General features: G+C 36.3%; 15 protein-coding genes and 1 pseudogene. 2 read left to right on the plus strand and 14 right to left on the minus strand.

Going from position 1 to position 19398, the window contains the following annotated elements:
• Nucleotides 1–373 precede the first annotated feature (373 nt).
• The gene (locus PBAT_RS20500; RefSeq protein ID WP_068652426.1) at nt 374–1624 is read left to right on the plus strand and encodes a molybdopterin-dependent oxidoreductase; all 1251 of its coding nucleotides are present in this window, start codon (nt 374–376) and stop codon (nt 1622–1624) included.
• Nucleotides 1625–1697: 73 nt separating this feature from the next.
• On the opposite strand, the pseudogene ligA reads toward PBAT_RS20500, so the two are convergent.
• The 12 genes and pseudogenes from ligA to PBAT_RS20555 all read right to left on the minus strand — a co-directional run.
• Nucleotides 1698–2750, minus strand: a pseudogene (gene ligA / locus PBAT_RS20505) (NAD-dependent DNA ligase LigA); the annotation flags it as partial.
• A 287-nt stretch (nt 2751–3037) separates the two neighbouring features.
• A complete protein-coding gene (locus tag PBAT_RS20510; protein ID WP_068652428.1) occupies nt 3038–3343 on the minus strand; it encodes a hypothetical protein in 306 nt (101 codons plus the stop codon).
• A 241-nt stretch (nt 3344–3584) separates the two neighbouring features.
• Nucleotides 3585–6110, minus strand: a complete 2526-nt coding sequence (locus PBAT_RS20515; RefSeq protein ID WP_068652430.1) for a DEAD/DEAH box helicase family protein — start codon at nt 6108–6110, stop codon at nt 3585–3587.
• A gap of 109 nt (nt 6111–6219) precedes the next feature.
• Nucleotides 6220–6534 (minus strand): hypothetical protein, encoded by a 315-nt coding sequence (locus PBAT_RS20520; protein WP_068652432.1) that lies wholly within the window; start codon nt 6532–6534, stop codon nt 6220–6222.
• A 93-nt stretch (nt 6535–6627) separates the two neighbouring features.
• Entirely contained in the window at nt 6628–7431 is an 804-nt protein-coding gene (locus PBAT_RS20525; protein ID WP_068652434.1) for an abortive infection family protein, read from the minus strand.
• Between the two features lie 514 nt (nt 7432–7945).
• Nucleotides 7946–9007 (minus strand): zinc-ribbon domain-containing protein, encoded by a 1062-nt coding sequence (locus PBAT_RS20530; RefSeq protein WP_068652436.1) that lies wholly within the window; start codon nt 9005–9007, stop codon nt 7946–7948.
• A 9-nt stretch (nt 9008–9016) separates the two neighbouring features.
• Nucleotides 9017–9781 carry a hypothetical protein gene (locus tag PBAT_RS20535; RefSeq protein WP_068652439.1) on the minus strand — a complete coding sequence of 255 codons (765 nt, stop codon included), beginning with the start codon at nt 9779–9781 and terminating at the stop codon, nt 9017–9019.
• A complete protein-coding gene (locus PBAT_RS20540) occupies nt 9778–11415 on the minus strand; it encodes a hypothetical protein (RefSeq protein WP_068652441.1) in 1638 nt (545 codons plus the stop codon). The genes PBAT_RS20535 and PBAT_RS20540 overlap by 4 nt, the downstream gene beginning before the upstream one ends.
• 5 nt (nt 11416–11420) lie before the next feature.
• Nucleotides 11421–13505, minus strand: coding sequence for a hypothetical protein (locus tag PBAT_RS20545; RefSeq protein WP_068652443.1), 2085 nt, complete (start codon nt 13503–13505; stop codon nt 11421–11423).
• Nucleotides 13495–14820: a hypothetical protein gene (locus tag PBAT_RS20550; RefSeq protein ID WP_068652445.1), complete on the minus strand. Its 1326-nt coding sequence runs from the start codon at nt 14818–14820 to the stop codon at nt 13495–13497. Before PBAT_RS20550 ends, PBAT_RS20545 begins: the two co-directional genes overlap by 11 nt.
• A gap of 317 nt (nt 14821–15137) precedes the next feature.
• Nucleotides 15138–15260 carry a DUF7695 domain-containing protein gene (locus PBAT_RS26430; RefSeq protein WP_420848812.1) on the minus strand — a complete coding sequence of 41 codons (123 nt, stop codon included), beginning with the start codon at nt 15258–15260 and terminating at the stop codon, nt 15138–15140.
• Between the two features lie 605 nt (nt 15261–15865).
• A complete protein-coding gene (locus tag PBAT_RS20555) occupies nt 15866–16858 on the minus strand; it encodes a DGQHR domain-containing protein (protein ID WP_068652447.1) in 993 nt (330 codons plus the stop codon).
• Between the two features lie 138 nt (nt 16859–16996).
• Between PBAT_RS20555 and PBAT_RS20560 the strand changes: the two genes are divergently transcribed.
• Entirely contained in the window at nt 16997–17353 is a 357-nt protein-coding gene (locus PBAT_RS20560; RefSeq protein ID WP_068652449.1) for a helix-turn-helix domain-containing protein, read from the plus strand.
• A gap of 523 nt (nt 17354–17876) precedes the next feature.
• Here the strand turns inward: PBAT_RS20560 and PBAT_RS25390 are convergent.
• Together PBAT_RS25390 and PBAT_RS20565 are read right to left on the minus strand one after the other, a co-directional pair.
• On the minus strand, nt 17877–18020 hold the full coding sequence (locus PBAT_RS25390) for a hypothetical protein (RefSeq protein WP_157091340.1): 144 nt from the start codon (nt 18018–18020) through the stop codon (nt 17877–17879).
• Between the two features lie 280 nt (nt 18021–18300).
• The gene (locus PBAT_RS20565; RefSeq protein WP_068652451.1) at nt 18301–19194 is read right to left on the minus strand and encodes a GNAT family N-acetyltransferase; all 894 of its coding nucleotides are present in this window, start codon (nt 19192–19194) and stop codon (nt 18301–18303) included.
• Between the last annotated feature and the right edge of the window lie 204 nt (nt 19195–19398).

Consider the following 19398-nt stretch of genomic DNA (forward strand, 5'->3'; position numbering starts at 1 on the left):
TTGAAACAAACTGGCGAGAACATAAATGTTCTCTATTTTTAAAAAATCACATCATCCATTTGTTCAGTTTTCAAAGAACTTATTAACTTCTGCAAGCAAACACTTTCGTTTGTCACAAGAAATTTATTATATCATCCATTCGCTATCGATGTCAACTATTTTTTCGAGTTGATATGAAGCTTAGAATTGTGTAAGTCACTTGCTTGAAGCGACATTTAATAATTTAACATGATATTCGACATATTGCAAGCTTTTTTTCAAAAAAATATCTTCTACTTTTACACTTCATAATAGAGCCTTTGTCTATCCATTCCCTATCACTCCCCTTATAATGAAACAATATCGAACCTAACCTATAAAAGGAGGAGAATTCTTGAAAGACTGGCTAACCAGATTAACTAAGGGCTATGGGCGCAAGCTAGCTTCTATCCATTATTGGAACGCTTGGATTGTTGTTGTGTTATCACTTAGCGGTGTGATATTGCTTGGTGGATTCTGGAGAGAGCTGCTCGGCGAAGGTCGCGTGTGGCTTAAATGGCTTCATGTAGGTGTCGGCCTAATTCTCCTGATCCCCGTATTCTACTACCTTCTACTTATAAAGAAACATTGGAAACAACTCAAAGGAAAACCCTGGCAAAAATTCAATGTTGTATTTGTTCTTACACTACTAATCGGCTGGATTGGTTCAGGCGTCGTACTTTGGCAAATTAGAATGTTCGGACCTACATGGGCCAATTCCGCTCTTATTGTACATGATTTACTCACGTGGATTGGGTTACCGTATATTATCTATCACGCTATTACACGTACTGGGTGGCTCAAACAATCCGGAAAAAGATCTGTGAAAATTGGTGATGAACAGCACCATCAGACTCCTGGTTCCTATCAACCTCTTTACACACGCCGTGAATTCATTCGTTCCGCTATTGGAATTGGAATCGCTGTAACCGTTGGTCCTTCATTCTTAAAATGGGTAGGTCGCGGTCTAGGTGTAGGTCAAACTATGAATGATGTCATTAGCGCTAATCCCAATGAACTAGTTCCTGCACCACAGCCTGCCGTATCCTCTTTGCCTCCTATAGGTGGTGGTGCCAAAGGTGATTTCAGAGTATATAGTGTTACACCTATTCCGTCTTTCAATAACAGCAACTGGTCGTTTACGATTGATGGCTTAGTCGATCGTCCTATGACTTGGAATTGGGAGCAATTTGTTGCATTAAGTCGTACTGTCCAAGTTAGTGATTTCCATTGCGTTACCGGATGGTCCGTATACAACAATACTTGGGAAGGTATTCCCCTCAAGACTTTTTTGAAAGAAGCTGGCGTTAAGCCTGAAACTACCACAATGAAATTCTATTCTGGTGATGGCATATATACAGATTCACTCACCCTAAAACAAGCTCAGATGGATGATGTACTTGTCGCGGTTCTTCATGACGGTGAAGTTATTACAGCTGATTTAGGAGGACCTATTCGCCTGATCGTACCTCGCATGTATGCATATAAATCAGTTAAATGGTTGAATCGAATTGAGCTGATCCAAGGAGATCATATAGGGTATTGGGAAGAACGAGGTTACGACAAGGATGCTTGGGTGTCCAAATCGAATAGAACAGCCTATTGATACGTTCGTCATTATGTTATTAAAAAATGCAGTAGCCTCGTCTTCCAGAGGCTACTGCATTTATATTGTAAGATCAAATCTCCAATAATCGGATAAACTCATCCTCATCTTCGATGACTTGAATACCAAGCTTCTGTGCTTTGGCAAGTTTACTGCCTGCTTTCTCTCCGGCAATGACAATATCCGTCTTGGCAGATACACTACCTGTGACTTTTGCACCAAGTGCTACTAACTTGTCTGCTGCTTCATCACGACTTAACTTGTGTAATGTTCCTGTCAATACGATCGTCTTACCACTGAAGAAGGAGTCTGTACTCACAACTCGCGGAGCTTCCGGTGCTTTCGCTTGAACGCCCAACGTCAGCATTCGCTCAATCCCCGCTTGCATACGAGGATCTGCAAAGAAACTCACAATACTCTCAGCTACGATTCCACCAACGTCCGGTAAACCCACTAACTCCTCTACCGTCGCGGCCATAACAGCATTAAGATCACGATAATGATCGGCCAACATTCGGGTTGTCGCTTTGCCCGTATTCGGAATACCTAATGCAAAGAGGAATGAAGCAAGATCACGTTCTTTACTCTTCTCTAATGCTTGCAAGAGATTATTCGCCTTTTTCTCTCCGAAACGATCTAACTTAACGAGATCCTCAAAAGTTAAGGAGTACAGATCCGCAGGCTCGCGCACATCTAATTCTGTGTTCAATAGTTCAGCTGTCATCCCACTAAATGTATCAATATCCATCGCGTCTCTTGAGGCAAAATGAGTAATGCGTCCAATTAATTGCGGTTTACAATTAAGGCTATCATAACAGAATAAATGCGCACCCTTCTGTTCTAATGGAAATCCACATGAGGGACAGTGGGTTGGGAACACTATCTCTTCCCCGTCATTCTCATCGGGCACCTTGCCGAGAATCTCCGGAATAACGTCATTAGACCTGCGGATAAATACCCGCGCACCTAACGCGTGCTTCAAGTTCTTACGTTCAATATCTCCGATATTATTCAATGTGCAGTTCTGTACCGTCACGCCTGCAAGCTCAACAGCTTCTACCCGAGCTACAGGTGTGATTTTACCCGATAAACATATTTTTAATTGCAGACTTTTGTTTAAAACAGACATCTAGATTAAGGTTTTTTATTATACACGCAATTAAATATTTCGGCGTAGCAGAGCCGCGGGGTTAATGAGTGAGTGCCATAACTTTAGAGAGCTATCAATTGAAGGATGATACTCCGTCTACCAGTTTTACTATTGTTTCCGTCTGTACAGCGATGTGACAGCAAACTCCTATGCTCTTTAGAATTTTCATCTGTCCTAGCATTCACACTAACTTGATGTTTCCATCGGTCTTAAAGCCACGCATGTAGTTTTGGCGATTTGGCTAAGGTGCCCCTAACATTGTATCAACGCTCAGGAGATGTTTTTGCAAAAATAACCTGTCTGGATCCATGTCTGTCCCATTTCATTGTGTTGGATATAAATTTGGCGGTGATTACTTTTCCTCCGCCGATCTGAATATCGTAGTCGTTACGTTTGAACGATACGTCCATGCTCGCCATGAACAGTATGCTTCCTTCTTTCTTAATCGACTTTTTAACAACGCCTTTTGCAGTCGTCACATCTTTTTGAACGACCTTCCCCGGGTTATAGTCCATAACTTTAACGATGGCGGTTGATTCCGGCGTTAATATGGCGGTAGCTTGAAACATATTGACCCCTCCACTTTTTTATATGTTGATTCATTATATCTGTCTTGTGTTACCGTAGACTCTTGTACGTCTGTAATCTCTAAATTCGATTTGAAATCTCTAAACGATTGATTAACCCTCGCCATGAAGTACCCACCTCTATACAGAAATAACTTTAGGAGCCGTGTATGAATAAAATCCTCGTGAGAAGTTTTCCAACAAGGACTTTGCCGATGCTTTCGGATAACTTAATCTACGAATTTTATCTCACAGTGAACCCCACAGTGTACTCTTGTACAAATGTCGAAGCTTTTAGCGAGTATGTGTCCAATAATTCATCAATTTTCTTGGTGTCACTGAACGAGCCATGAGCTGCTAGTGCCTTAGCAAAACCGTGTACTTTTGACTTCAGCAACTCTAACTTTTCAGTGTTAATAATTCTAATATAGCGATTAGGAGATGAAGCGTACTCGAAAACTATATGTGGATGAATCATGACTGGTGTAAACCGACAAGAACTATCATACTTCTCTTCAAACCATTCAATTGAGCCATTCAACTGGTTACAGTCATGCTTATTTATAGTTGGAGCTGTAGCCCCATTCTTACATTCAATAACAAGGTACTCAAGGTTACCGACTTCCCATAATACATCTGGACCTTTTTTGAACTCAGCTTCTGGTCTTTGTGCAGAAAAGCCCAGATAGAATGCAAGTTCTTTACATGCTTCTTCAAATACTGGTGCCGATTCAGGCTTGAAAATCAGCTGCTCTAGCAACTTATTTATACCTAAGATGTACTTGTTCGAATTGTTGTTATACTTTTGCGTAAGGAAGCCTGATGCCTGTACAGCCTGACTACCAATGAATCGTTGTAATTTGGAATATTGGATGCCCTCCAAAGGATGAAGAACAAGGTGATTATCATTAACTGCGGATTTCAAGGTTACATGTGATTCTTGCTGATCATAGAAGTACAGATATTCAGCTAATTGTTGCTTCAGATAACCCCTGCTCTTTAATTCTGTAGTGGCATTTACCGTTTCGTTAATTAGTTGAACTGACTTGTGGTAGTCCCGTATTAGCGCAGCATTAAATGCCTCGCGCTGCTTCTTGATCACTGGGTTAACCTTAAAGGAAGCATCATATTTAAGATGCACTAGTACCCCTTTGCTTTTGGAGATCCAAGATGTGTTTCTCATTAAGCTATAATTTATTACATCTTTAAGATCCCCAATATTTACTCCCCTGACTTGTGCAGCTATCTGGTCGGAAAGCTTGATTTGAGCTTTAGTCGCAGGAGTAAATTTATCCATTGCTCCATCCACATAAAGATGATTAATAAGTGTTCGTCCCATTAAGAATACAACACAATAATCGTCCTTAGAACGAATACCTCTGCCCATTCCTTGTTCAATTCTCTGGATAACTTTTGATAGGCTATCATCTGTTCCAAATAGAATTCCTTGCTCAATTTTATCGATCTTCCTACGAACATCTGGTAACCCATCGATGACCAAAATCTCGCAGGCTTCCTTGGCTAAATCAATTCCATCATATTTATTTACCATAACAACAAGACCTACATGACCATTTTTCAGCTTAGTTATACCTTCTTGTAGGTTTGAAGCCGTGAGGAGTAAATCACAACTGTCTCTCCAGAAATTCGATCGGTATTTGGAAGGAACAATTACCACTACATTATGTTTTTTGGATTCTTCCTTCAAAAAGTCTTTGATATCCTCATCCTTAATATCAGGGTTTAATTCCTGAGGAATCAAAATCATTCTGTCGCCAATATCGTCTGAAGATTGAGGTGTGATTGCAGCCTTTATCTCATCAGCATTGATATTAAAATGAGAAACTAATATGCTGTCATCAGCCAGTGTAGCGCTCATAAAAATTTTCCTTTTACAATCTACAAAACTAGGTATTGAGTTGATAGGCACACACTTAGGAGAGATTTCTATTTTATCGCTCCCGAAAATACAACTGCACTGAGATAAGCAGTTTTTCAGTAACTGCCACGAAAATCTCAGTGAATCATAATTCTTGTCCGCTTTTCCTTTTCTAGAATTTTCCTCCTCAATTCTAAATGCCTCATACAAAATTCCTGTCACATCTTTGATGTTGTCTTGCCAAGACCAGAATGGAACTAACATATTAACAGTAGGGCTCTCGGCTTCTAATTCCAAAATACCTGTATCAGACTGCTCAGCTAAAGCGCTTTTGAAGGTTGTAAATAGTTTTTCATAGACTTCAGTTGAATAAGGTATTTCCATTGTGAACTGTGACTCAGTGATATCTAAGCAAGCATGGGCATCATCGATAATAATACTGCCGATCGGTATCTTGTTTTCGAGAACCCCAAATGCCGATTTGCCGTTAAAGAGCTTGTAAACATTAATAACTAATATTGCTTGCCCCTTCTTAAAACGAATACTTTCTTGATCATTCGTGACTTCAATACCCAATTTTTTTGCCTCATCAAAAACCTGAGATACTAAATAAGGGTCGGGTACAATATAAACAGCAGGACCTTTCCCTTCATTCAGACAACTTTTCAAGATTAGTAGACCAACAACGGTCTTTCCGCTTCCAGTGTTCATTTTGATTACGTTGTACTGATTAGTCCTGGCATCAAACCATTTATTCCATACTTCTGTCTGAACATCTCGTGGATAATTATAGATCGGGTCTTTTTTTGGCAGCACACTGAAAATCTCACGAGGATTTAGGACTGTATCGGCAGAGTTATCTCCGTCAAGCATATCGAAATTAATCTTCATTTTATTGACCTCCAAGTAAGTAATTTATCAAATTCAAGTGACATTACAACTAGAAACAATAGTAGCCAATAAAATAACTGCGGAAATCATCTGTATCAGTGTGTCATTTCTACATCGATCCTAACTGACTCTTCCGAACCTCTATTTCATGCTTACGCTCAGCCAATATCTGTTCAACAGTGGCATCCTTCTGAACAAGAGACAGCCCCTTTTGCTGTTTACGCTTTTTAGTTCCATCGATATCGAACAACTTGTACTGTTGTCTTTGCTCTGGATAGAGGACAAAGGCGACATGCTCTCCTGTTGATGCAAGTCCCATGCGGCTTAAGCGACTTTGTGTGAATAAATGGTCGGGAACCTCTTCAGGCAAATAGCGCTTTATAGATTCATCGGTCATAATTCTCCATTCCTTTCTGAACCGCATTGATATTCATCTTATCCAATATAGAATTGCACTTTATACTTTCCATATTACGAGGGAGCAATTTTATACTGACCTAAACTGAACTCTCGAACCTCAATCGCTGGATACCTTGCCGTCAATATACTGTAGGAATACCCTTGAGAGGTTAATCACAAGTCTCGCTTCACCTTCACCTAAAATCTCATCATTAGGGTGGGAATATGTCTTATTATTTCTAAGGTCATTGATTTTATCTATAACCTTTCCAATAGTACCTACTACTTGATTTATTGGAGTATGGTACTCTTTAACATCGACATTAAATTTAGGGTGATGCAACTTAATTTCACTCCAGTAATCTTGAATCTTAGGGTGCGACCCCAAGACTTCTAATTCAAAAGCCGTGCAGATCTCTTTCATGTACCCATGGAGTGCGGTATGCGCTCTATCCACTGCGCTCCCTAGAGAGTGATTTGAAATCAACGTCTGACATTGATCAAGACATTCTTCGACAAACTTAAAATTATAGATCAAACCTGGACTTTCAATTAGTCCGTTATCTCGTAGTAATTGATAATCAACAATGGTAAACCCGTCTTTACGCAATGACTCATATAATTTTGGATATTTGACTTGAAATGATTCAGATTCATCTGAATACTCACTAGCCCACTGCACCTTTTTTAACTCTTGATTTATTAAGTCAGTGATAACCTCTTTTACTAAAATGACACTAGTAGTGTGCTTAATTAAATACTCTGTGATGTTATTAATACGATCTCTAATTGAAGCTCCCGTAGCAACATCTTCAAGTTCATGTGTGAGGGCAAATTGATGAATCTCCTTATGCATTGTAAATGGGGCTAAATTCATCGTCTCTACTATAGTCGTTCTTGAAATCTGATATTGTGGATTCATAGAGCCTCCTGACACATTTGGTAACATTATCCTACAATCTTATCCCATTAGGTCAAAAGGCTCAATAGGAACTATGCGAATAGGTATTCACATATTCTACGGCAATAAAAAAGATTCGACTCTACGAAAGAGATCGAACCCTTTAATAATGGCTAAGCTTGCGGTCTTTGCGGGAACTTACTTACTTACTTACTGATGATACTTGCCGATTATTTTTGAGCGATACTGTCACATCTCATTTATTCTTTCAACACCATCAATATTAAGCACTCCACACGCATCAAGTACGTATACTTAACCTCCTACATAAATATTCAACATCTACGTATCAACCCTTAACACATACTTCTGCTTTACCGCTAGTTGTGGTACCGTTCAGCACGACTAATATAGATCTATTTTTCTTGTTCATACTAGTCCTTCAAGGAACTCAACAACATGGTTCTGTTTTATTAACAAGGTGGCCTCAAAGATTATTCCAATGCTCTCCGCCGCCGAAAAATTCACAAGATTATCATATAGAATAAATCGACTTTTTTCCGGAGCAATATGGACATTTTGAACCTTTCACCCTTCGTTCCATTGGAGCAAGCCAACTATGTCCTTTTTTGCATTTCCACCAGATTGTTTTACTGGAACCTTCTGAAATTGAATTTATATTTATCCCACCGTTTTTATCATGATCATATTCGATTAATAGTATTGGATACTTGTTGAATACTGAGTCTTCTTCTGATATTCTTACCCCTGAACAGTAAGGGCATAATTTTCTTATAGTCATTTTTCCAATAGCTTCTTCCCATTCATGCTTTCCGCAATTCCAATTAACCTCTATATTGCTATGTGGGAAAAAATTTTCCGGCTTTAAATTGCCATTCGCCTCATAATCCCAATAACTTGCCGCTCCCGGCTCTAATGCTTTAAAACTATTCTTATCAGGGATGACAGCAGTGTTATTACAGAATGGACACTTTCTTTTATAACTAACCCTTTCACATATACTGTTATTCCATTCATGTCCTTCTTTACATTGCCACCAGACTTTTTTGTTACTCTTTTCTTTAAATTCATAAGGTTTTAATTTACCATTATTTATAAGGTGCCATTCAGAAGCTAGGTCCTTATGTAAAGTTTCAAAGTCGTTTTCGCCCCTAATCGGTAATCTACCAGAACAGTATGGGCATCCACATCCGCTAGCCCTTGAGTATATTATGGCTTCCCATTCATGACCCTTGTCACATTTCCACCATACTTTTTTAGAAGATCCTCGCTTAGTCATCTGCGGTTTAAAATGCCCATTTTTTGTAGGATGCCATTCCTTTGCCAAAAGAAGGTCTGTGGTTGCAAAATCGTTTTCACCAACTATCGCTACATGGCCAGTACAATAGATACAACCACGATCACGAACTGTCCTATTTCTAACCAATTCTTGCCATTCGTGGCCTTTTTTGCATTTCCACCAAACGGGAACCGGATACCTTACATATATTTCTTTCAAAGGAACTGCATTCTTCTCTTTATTATACTCGTTGGATATATTCGGGTAATCATTTACTATATATTTTCTTGAACTCATGTTAGACTCCTATATACTTTTAATTCTGTTTATTAACTCATAACTTATTTTATCATCTTCAATATTAGGGAAGGTATCTTTTACTACCTCTATGATGTCAGCATCGATATCTGAAATCACCCTATCCTCAGTTAGTTCAACGCCATTATCTACAAAAACACCATTTTTCTTTAATATATTTTCAGCTTCCCTATCCCACAAAATATGTGTCAGATCGTCTTGCTGCTTCATTTTTATGGTTAATTCCTGTATCTTTTGTTTTTGTTCAACCAACATTTCTTTAGAAGCATCCATGCCTTTTTGATAATCAGTATATTTTTCTATAACTTCTTTATTCACTCTTCTTATTTCTGTATCTTTTTCTTGAACCCGAGTTTTTAATTTTAAATTTTCTTTAATAAGCTCTGTATTTGCATTTGACATATCTTCAAGCAAAACATTAAGGTTATATAACGCAACCTTCAAATCATCCTTTTTCATAGATAGATAACTGTTTATATCAATTTGCGTAAAAACAGATTTTGTAAATGATATTTTTTTATCAGACACCCCTGTTATTCTCGCATTCAGACCCTCTAAGTATTTTTTTGCTTCTGGATCCCTATTAATAACATAGTACTTGAAATTGGGTAATTCCAATTCATCATTCACGTATTTAGCTATTTTAGAGGCGTTTAATAAAATTGTTCCTCCCGTATAAGCCAAATAAGAATCAATTATGTTCTTTATTTCTTCGGTCACATAAGCTTTAGGTCTTCCCATTTTATTTATCATGTAGTGCCCCTCTCTACCAGTTCTTCAACATACGCATTTAGTAGATTTTCAACACTCGCCTTTAATTGATTTTTTAAAATCACATATTCATCCGTATTTCTATATTCCTTTTCAGAAGATATCCATCTTTTAAGCCTTTTCAATTTTTCTTCCACTTTTAGTTCCTGTTTTTTTATCAATTCTTTTCGGTTCTTATTACCTTGAAAATAATTGCAAATCTCACAAATGCCCGCAACCGCATAGCAATCTTCCATATTACCTTGAGTAAATAATGGTGAAAAGCATTTCCCTTGGTCAACTTCAACGGATTTTGTTAATTCGCCTCCACGTAGTATAAAATCCTGGCCGTTACCAGTTACTGATTCAAGAATAATTTCTTTTCTTTTTGACAACTCAAATAAGCTGTACGCCTTACATCTTATAAGGTTTTTCATGTTACCTGAATAGTGAAATATCATATCTACATTTTCGTGACCTGTAATTTCTTTTGCCATAAGAATATTTGCTCCGTTAAGAAGCATATTCTGCATTGCTATATGTCTAGAATCACCTAATGAAATTTTTACTATTTCATTGACTTTTAATTTATATACCTCTCCAACAAAATTTGTCTCTTTTAATTTATCTTTTGGAATTACTCTGTAGTTATAGTCTTTCTCGATAACATCACAATAAAAAACATCTAACAGTCTAGAAAAATGTTTTGTGTGAAAGAAACCATAATCTTTAAGCTTGTTATTTGCATTTACATATACTTCATTTACAAACAATGAATCTATGTTTGATTCTTTATAACCTTTTACCAGCTTTTTGTAATCCAAAATCATTGCTGCTATTTCATTCGAAACAGCATAATCATAAATCTTATAATCTTCATTTATCTTATAGGTTATATTTCTATTTCTACTAGCGTTACCTTTCATTTTTGATCTTCTTATTTTAAAATACTGGACCCCATTTTCGCCCACTACACATTCTTTTGGTGTTAAGGTAAACTCAGTCACTCGCACCGGAAGTATCATGGTGATATTCCACCATAAATAAATCGGGTAAAAGAATACTTTGTTATCGTTAGTCGCATTGCTCTTCCAATACTCTTCCAGTAATCTTCCAAATAAAAAATAACTCTGATACTCTGCTAATTCTCTTCTTTTTACATAATTATATTTATATCTTTCTTCCTCAAGGAGGATATCTTCCGAGGCAAAAGGCATTAATTCAATAAAATCTTGAATTCCTGTTTTAAATAGTAAATTGCGCTTTTTAGGGATTTTTGTTAAACATTCTGTATTGTATAACAACTCTTTAATGTTAAACACCAGTTCTTGCAAAGTGCCTATAATGTACTGCCCTAAACAAAAACTAATATAGCATTTAAAAACTTCTTTAAATTCTGTTACAGAATAATGATTCATATACTTTTTGACATACACTTCATCGAAACTAAAATCTAAAGTAACCAAATCCTTTTCATCAGATAGAATCCATGCATCATCGTTAAACTCAGTTTGTATAACACCATCATTTTGATAGATTTTAAATTTTTCCAAAGCTATATTCTTTTCTTCAGTGCCTATTGTCGAAACCACTTTATGCCGGTTAATATTTTTATTTTTAGTGATTAATGCTAACATCGCTTTTAATCCTCTCCCAAGAAAAGTCTTTGATATTCAGTTATATCCTGTTTATAGATATACTTCATTGACGCTAAAATTTCATAGGCAGCAGGATACAACTTGTTTTCCAGAATCGCCTTCCATTTCAATCTTTCAGCTTTTGTCTTCGCATTTCCAAATTTCATTCTATCCACTTTTATTTCATTATGAAGATCACTCAGGAATGTTTTTAAATACATTTCCGAACCACAACCTATACAATGTTCCCTATTAGGCATGTTACACTCTTCTCCAAATGCCTTCCTAATGCAATATACATCTTCATTCTTCCCTACGCATTTACCGTCAGCAATTTCCTTCAATGCATTTTCCACAATCTCTGTTGCATTTTCATCATTTATGTACATAATTATTTCCGATATTGTCTGTTTTGCTTTAAATTCGACTTTTTCGTCTGTTTGCAGAAGCAACTCTATTTCATGTGGTATCATCCCAAGCTCTTTTATGGTTTCTGTTTGTTTGTCTATATGTTTTTTTTCGAATTCATTATTATACAAAGCACTACAAAGTAAATAAGGGACAAAACTACAAACACCCCGTTCAAAAAGAATTCTCGTAATATCGTCAACAGAATACCCGTCCATCTTTGCTTTGAGATATTTTGATGTTACTTCTGGTAATGAGCGTAAGCCTCCCTTATGGCTTCTAGCATATGATGCTAATAAATAACCATTGTTATTATTTTTGTCTCCGCTTTCCATGATTCTTTCCATATATGCCTTATTTGCTTTTCTGTTTGATATTAATCTTCCGGCAAATAAACTATTATATTCTATTCCAAACAAGGCAACAGCGTACTTGACATTATTAGGGTGCCGGCATATTTGATTTCCCTTTCCTTCTAATATCGAATGTGCTTCGCATAATGCTAGAAGCATACCAATTGTTGATTTTAAACCTTCAGGAATATACATCTTTAAATTAGGTGAGTTCTGATACCTTTTTGTTTTTCGTGGTTTTTGATTTTCAAACCCCACTCTTACTACTAATTCATTAACATACGGAAACCAAGTTGTTTCATTATAATCATGATCTTTGACCATTCTAATTATTTCTTCCGGCTCAACGTTTAAAGTTATATGAGGAATGTTATTTACAATATCTGCTGAACGCCAAGCGCAAACATAATGCATCGCATGATATAACCACGTTGTTGCTACAGGTTTACTATCTGATGCTTTAATCAACATATCTTTTTCTTTCCAATATTCTTCGTTAAAAACTATATATGCTAATTTTAAATAAACAGCATCATCATATGCACTATTATCTCTTTTTACTGCACCTACATGTCCATCGAACTGGTTAATAATAGAGAAAGAGCATGTTTCCGTTTGGCTAATATTAAATATAAGTTTTGAGAATAATATGTTTGCATTCTTTGTAATATTATCTGCTGCAAACTCCATATATGTAGTGATTTCATCATCGTTAAATTGACTTATTTCTTTTTTACAAGTTAATCTTAAAAAATTTGCTAATTCATTAATGCCGTTCTCCATGTTGGCTGAGATATTCTTCGCAAGTTTGATCAATGCTGTCTTAGTTTTATGATTACTACAAAAGAAATCATCTTCTAGAGTAATTCTTAATTTCTCATCTTTTGTTTTATTATATAATTTTAATTTTAAAACTATGTTGCTTTTGAATTGTTCTTTATCGTCCTTATTTATATAAAATACTATTGGACTATATGTTTTTGAAATTAGTCTGTGTCTTACCTTAATCCCGAAATAATTCAACCCTGTAAAAAACGAATGAAGTTCACTGTATTTCGCTTGACTCTCTTCACTTGTAAAATCAACCGTTATGTCATCATTTTCGCTGATACATTCTGCTATAACATCCTTTAAGCCAATCATTGATTTATCTAATCTGTCGGCTTCTTCAAAATCCACTTTAGACATATAAGCCACATTCTGATACTTGATAATACTGATTCGCATTGCCTTCATATTACGCTTTAATGTTGCTGCAGAAATCCCAAAATGTGCCGATGACATATTTATTGAAATACAACCAGTTCCATCAATCATTTTATAATCCATAGAATTCTTCCTTATTAATAGCGTTTATAATATCATTTCCAACCTCTTCACTTGCTTTTTCATAAAGACGCATTACTTCCCCCTTATTTTGTAAATATGCATAAGCCGTTTCAAGAGAAGAATCACCACGCCAGAAAGCAATTCCGTTTATATCTTCACCATTTAATACGAGCTGTACTGTAAACCAATGCCTAAATGCGTGTAACCCCCAATTGCTCTCATTAAGCATCATGCCAAATACTTTTAGTTCAATATCGTCGGATCTAAGTAGTTCAGGAAGAACAATTTCTCGCATTATATTAACAATCTTTTTACAGTATGACTGTTTAGAAATAGCCATTCTTTTCCCTGTTTTTGCATTTATGCTATTATTAACAAACAACGGAGCTTCTGGCTCTAAGTATTTTCCATTTATCATTTTTAAGTGCTCTTCATATGCTTCTTGTATTACTTCAAGGAAAATCGGATAGATAGTTTGTTTGCGTTTAATTTTAATTTTACCAGTTTTCTTCCCATCACTTCTTAATACATATTCCTTACTTAAATCAACTTCATAACTTATAAATTCTCCATTTTCTTTTACATAGCGGATTCCATTAGGGTAAATACTATTCGCTCTACGAATATTTACTATTTCACCTTCTCTAATCCCTGCACAAAGCTGAAACAAAACGGCTAATACCAACTCCGGCTCTTCTCGTTTTACAGCTCTTAGAAGGATAGGTATCGCTTTCTGTGGAATATCTCTTAATAAACCTTTACTCGAATTCCCTAAATATTTTGCCGGTATCTCATATTCCCAAACAGCTCTGCTTCTCTTTTTACCTATCAATTTATTTGCATTAGTAGATTCTACTAAAACCTTTTTAACATAAAAGTGCTCATCATAATCAGATCTTTTTTCTTTTAGATTCTTCATGAAATGACAAATAGCATATCTCTCTTTTTCAACAGATTGTCTACTTGGGTAATCCCCCATGGAATTTTTCGTCTTAGAATATTCATTCAAATAATCTACAGCGGATTGAAACGTTATATCTGTAATCCTATTTGCGTTATATCTGCCATAATGTTTAAAAAGAGCATATGTAAGAAAATTGCATACTCTTCTGACAGAATCATTATCAATATAATAAGCGTGTTTAGACCCATTAACCGCACCAACATACTTATGATAATCGGTCAATCTAATCATTCTTCTATTAAGTTGTATTGAAATTAAGGACCATTCATATTTTGCTCCGTCTTCTTCTATCCAAGTGTATTGATAAGGAGTAAACTTCAAATGATCTGATATTTGGATCTTTTTCATCATATAAATCACTTTCCTCCCTCTATATACAGGGTTCCAAGCAGAATCACCTATTGATTGCCTTCCCTTATGGCCTACCTGCTTTGCAATGGCAGGATATCTTGAATGATCATTTCATCAAAAGCTTGTCTTCAACTCTTCTCCCCGTTTATTGAACAATCCTCCTATTCCCAACAGCTGAATCAAAATATTGGCATGCTTAACCACTTCATAGCAATCAATATAGCATTTATAATATCTCAAGGTAGTCTATTTCCATTCTGACAAATCTACAAAACAGTTGCAAGTATTTCCAGATGGAAATGACCTCTTCAAACAATTCAAACCCACGTCGCTGATACCTTTCCATAAGTACAAGTTCTATAATCATAACTTGATTTCGATTCTATCGTTTCATTAAAAGATAATCTTCTTATAGCATTTCTGATTAATTTGCGTTCCATAATTACTGTCCCTTTCGATAATTCGTTTTGTAGATCCCCTTGCAGTTCGGCTTCCGGCTCTTCCAAGTAACCTTTCAAAATATTATAGAGTCAATTTCGGAAATACTGCGTTCTAGGTTTTCAAAGAACAGAATAAGTTGAACGTGAAGTCTACACCATAATTCATAATTACTGAACTTGTTCTAAATGCATATAACATATTGGCTAATGTTTATGATAAAAAGAAGGAATGTAATACAAAGCAAGAACGTTACCTGTCATCGGAAAAACTCTTGATAGAAAAATAACTATAATAATTAAAAACAAAAAAGAGCCTACCCTATCATTAGAAAACCCATCCCAACTAGGACAAATATCAACAAAATAAACAATAAAGCATTCCACAGTCTTCCAAACTGTACCTTTCACGACTATCCTTCACGGAAAAGTTTGCGGCTATACAGGTAACACACTCCTACAGGATGATATAAGGGGTTCCGTTTATATTGTGGGAGTTGTTTAGCAGAAGTTGAAGAATATGCTCTAAGCAAAGAGTGACTAGACATAAAGACGCACCGCTGGGAGTAGCTCCTGCCGGTGCGTCTTTATCATAAAATTATACTAAATCAGTCATTTAACATCTGGGCTTTCAGGTCAATAGATAAACTTCTGGAGCCACCCATCCCCTTCAGGTATTTAAATGGGCCGTTAGCTGACCAGTCCATAGATACGCGTGTGACAAATTTATTAATAGCACTTAAATCAATTTGTTTCGTATTCTTAGAGATACATTTTAATAAGACCTCAGAACCTGCGATAGACAGCGCATCTAAACATACGATGTGTGTCAAACGATAGTTCTTGTAATCATCCCACTCCTGTTGAAATGAGTTCTTAATACTGTCAAAGTAGGTTATTGCGATCGCAAGTTTTTGTTCCTTTGACATACTCGATAACCGATAATCCGTCGTCAAAAGGTGAAGTGTTTTGTAGACATTTTGTAAGGTCACATGACGACCTTTAGTACGTTTTCCGATAATACTCCCTATACTGTAGAACGGGCTCTCTTTGCGGACCATAAGCTCTGTAGCGACCCAACTAATGTCATCTGAATCGCGACGTAAATACTTGCTCAGTGACGTCCCAATACCTTTAGCCTTAGTATTGATTGTGTCGAATAGCTTAATTTCTTCGTCTTCGTCTAAGTTATGAAAAGCTAGAAAAGGCACATTCAACTCAGAATTTGTTTCTTTAATATATTTTTCAATACCTCCCATACGGTGCTGGCCATCCATCAACGAGGCCCTTCTTTTACACAGAAGTCTACCAAATGAAGATCGTTCACGATCATAACTAATGAATTCCCAATTAGATCCGGCATTTAATAATATCGGTGTGAAGAGAGCATTCTCTCCATTGGATAAATACCTCGCAAAGTCATCACATCGTTTCATATCAACTGGCCTTTGGTATCCCTTTCCTAGCGGCAAATCATATGGTTTGACATAGATTAATTGAAGCCCTACAGAGGCAGGAAAATGACTTTGATATATCACTTTACCACGCATTTTGCATTGGATAACATTTTCAATTACCATCTGACTGGGAAGTGTATTCATGGTACCAACTCCTTAATTAGTGAATGCGACTAGAATAATATATATCTTATAAGATATATATTCAAATGGTTATATATGCTATGAGTATATGTAACTCTTCCAACCACTTACCTATTCTAAGTATAAGGTGGTGGTTTCTTGCTTAGTTTGGCATCTCATGTTGGAAGAAATATTAGTAGAGCACGTAAATTACGAGGAATAACTCAAGAACAATTAGGGGAGATGGTAGGACAGCCACAATCATATATCAGCAGAATCGAACGTGGAGAAAAAAACCTCTCTCTTGAGACACTTGAGAAAATTAGTAACTCTCTCGGTGTCGATCCAGATAGATTATTGATTCGATTTCAGCGAGAACCGAGCAAATTACAAGCCGAAAGAGAGGCACTTGTTGATAAGATTGTTGCTTCGCTTCGAGATCGAAAAACTAAAGAGTTAAAGATCATTGCTAATTTAGTGACCGATGTGCTTAAAGCAATTGATAGCAAAGACTAAAAGATCTATCTTTATTTGTTCTTAAGGACGTTTTCATCCATTCTACTCGTGTGCTAAGATTCGGGCACAGTAAATCAAATGCTCTTACAGTTGAAGATTTCCTTGTTGTTTTCAACACAAAAATCCCCGCCTAATGGACTGGCGGGGCAGGTATGGTATGGAGATCTAAATTTATTTCATCGCTTCAAATACGAGAGCACCTCGTCAAATGCGGTAAATACAATCTGATTATCCCCTTCTTCGATTATTAATTGATCCTGGTCAGAATTATACACAACTTCCATTCCCTCATTATTTTTGTTGACTTTCATTTAGTTATAGATATCAATGTAGAAAGAAAATAAAGTACTAGACTGGATATCTCAGTCCTAAGCGGATTTTTGAATTATAAAACCGTTAGTTCTCGTGAAAAAAGTATTAGACTTGCCCCAACTATAAAAACAGCGGTAGCCGTGGACGAGAACATAAAGTCCTAGACTACCACTGTTTTATTGTGCTAACGTGTCCCGTTAGTCTAATAAGTTTATTTTCTATCATTTACAAAACAACCTACTATTGAAATGATTAAACCAACAAATGAAATTCCAAGATCAAGCGCTATTTCTTCACTCAATATCATTGCAATGCCAAAAAGGATGATTGCAATTCCTAAAAGAATAATTTTCATAAACTGCCTCCTCTTTCATCAATCAAAACCGTTTTATTTTTATACTACTATATCAATTTGAATAATATTTGTAGAGTTTTATTTGTTAAATTATTCTGCCCGTTTGTTGAGCAAACGGCAGCCGATATTCGACTGCCGTTAAGTTCCTTTATATTGAGCTATCGTGTCCCGTTTGCTTAATCATCCGATCTCTCATCAAGTTATTTAACTATAATCTTCGCGTCATTGTACACGACCGTTTCCATCAGTGCAAAAGAGCTATCAGGTCCCGTATAGGTTGCTACGTGTACGAGTCACTTTTCTTATACTTCATATCTGTAAATCTTGGTCCTGCAACAAACCCAAGCCTTTGGTATAAGTGTTCTGCTGGATTTCCAATTAAAATATGTAGTTTTATAACCGGCGTAATCGAATATGCCGCTGTTATAGAGTATTTTATCATAGCTTGCGCAAGTCCTTTTCCACGGTATTCCGGTAGTACAAACACATCATTTATACCTGAAAAATTGTTAACTATCTCCGGATATACACCTGCAATACAGCCGCCTATAATTCTGCCTGTGCTTTTTTCCTTTGCTACCACTACTTGATTAAGTGTATTAGTTGCTGTGTACCATTCGAAACAATTTCTTATTGTTTTATTAATTTCTTCAATACTTTCTTCCCCAAAGACTTCATATGCTATTCCACCAAGAAATGAATTCCTGAGGGCTCTAGCCATTTCTGCTATATCGCTTTCTTTTGGCGTTTCGAGGAAATAGCAATCATCAAGTGAGTAGCTTAATTTGTCGGTCGGTCGGCACATAATTTGTCTCGGTCGCCAAATTTCTGCACCGAGACTCATTAATATATCAACATTTTCTGTAAGTATACCTTTTAATAGGATTTCCCCTTCTGAGCTCATAGCTTCTCCTTGCAGCAATAACAACTTCCAAAATAATCTTCTGTCACAAAAAGGTGCAATTAGAAAAGGAAACATGATTACATTAGGAGCAATAATCGCACCACCCACTTTTTCTCCATCACAATACAAAAAATAACAATCTTCAGACCATTTTGTATCATTTAGCCGAGCATTCCAGTCGTACCACATCTCGATATCTGCTTGTGAATATATGGTTTGATATACAGCAAACAAGTTCTTGTTTGCTTTTACAAAATAATGATTTTTCATTTACGATCCTCATTTCAAAAATATTTTTGCAAGTACATTATTCCATAAAAAAACAACCTCAGTATAATCTTTATCTGCAATTTCTCGTATCTTAATTTCCATACTCGCCCCCCCATTAATAGAAACATTCGAACAAAGGATTCGACAATTGATGAAGCAATCCTGCCTTAGCGCAACGCGGCTGCCGATCTATGCCGGCAGCCG

Source organism: Paenibacillus antarcticus, assembly GCF_001637225.1.
GTDB lineage: Bacteria > Bacillota > Bacilli > Paenibacillales > Paenibacillaceae > Paenibacillus_AQ > Paenibacillus_AQ antarcticus.

What these genes read in the sequence shown, in the direction of transcription:
- PBAT_RS20565 (WP_068652451.1), bottom strand. Translation starts at nt 19,194, where the DNA reads ATGAAAAATCATTATTTTGTAAAAGCAAACAAGAACTTGTTTGCTGTA.
- PBAT_RS20510 (WP_068652428.1), bottom strand. Translation starts at nt 3,343, where the DNA reads ATGTTTCAAGCTACCGCCATATTAACGCCGGAATCAACCGCCATCGTT.
- PBAT_RS20530 (WP_068652436.1), bottom strand. Translation starts at nt 9,007, where the DNA reads ATGAGTTCAAGAAAATATATAGTAAATGATTACCCGAATATATCCAAC.
- PBAT_RS20515 (WP_068652430.1), bottom strand. Translation starts at nt 6,110, where the DNA reads ATGAAGATTAATTTCGATATGCTTGACGGAGATAACTCTGCCGATACA.
- PBAT_RS20520 (WP_068652432.1), bottom strand. Translation starts at nt 6,534, where the DNA reads ATGCGGTTCAGAAAGGAATGGAGAATTATGACCGATGAATCTATAAAG.
- PBAT_RS20535 (WP_068652439.1), bottom strand. Translation starts at nt 9,781, where the DNA reads ATGATAAATAAAATGGGAAGACCTAAAGCTTATGTGACCGAAGAAATA.
- PBAT_RS20540 (WP_068652441.1), bottom strand. Translation starts at nt 11,415, where the DNA reads ATGTTAGCATTAATCACTAAAAATAAAAATATTAACCGGCATAAAGTG.
- PBAT_RS20555 (WP_068652447.1), bottom strand. Translation starts at nt 16,858, where the DNA reads ATGAATACACTTCCCAGTCAGATGGTAATTGAAAATGTTATCCAATGC.
- PBAT_RS20550 (WP_068652445.1), bottom strand. Translation starts at nt 14,820, where the DNA reads ATGATGAAAAAGATCCAAATATCAGATCATTTGAAGTTTACTCCTTAT.
- PBAT_RS26430 (WP_420848812.1), bottom strand. Translation starts at nt 15,260, where the DNA reads ATGGAACGCAAATTAATCAGAAATGCTATAAGAAGATTATCTTTTAAT.
- PBAT_RS25390 (WP_157091340.1), bottom strand. Translation starts at nt 18,020, where the DNA reads ATGAAAATTATTCTTTTAGGAATTGCAATCATCCTTTTTGGCATTGCA.
- PBAT_RS20545 (WP_068652443.1), bottom strand. Translation starts at nt 13,505, where the DNA reads ATGGATTATAAAATGATTGATGGAACTGGTTGTATTTCAATAAATATG.
- PBAT_RS20525 (WP_068652434.1), bottom strand. Translation starts at nt 7,431, where the DNA reads ATGAATCCACAATATCAGATTTCAAGAACGACTATAGTAGAGACGATG.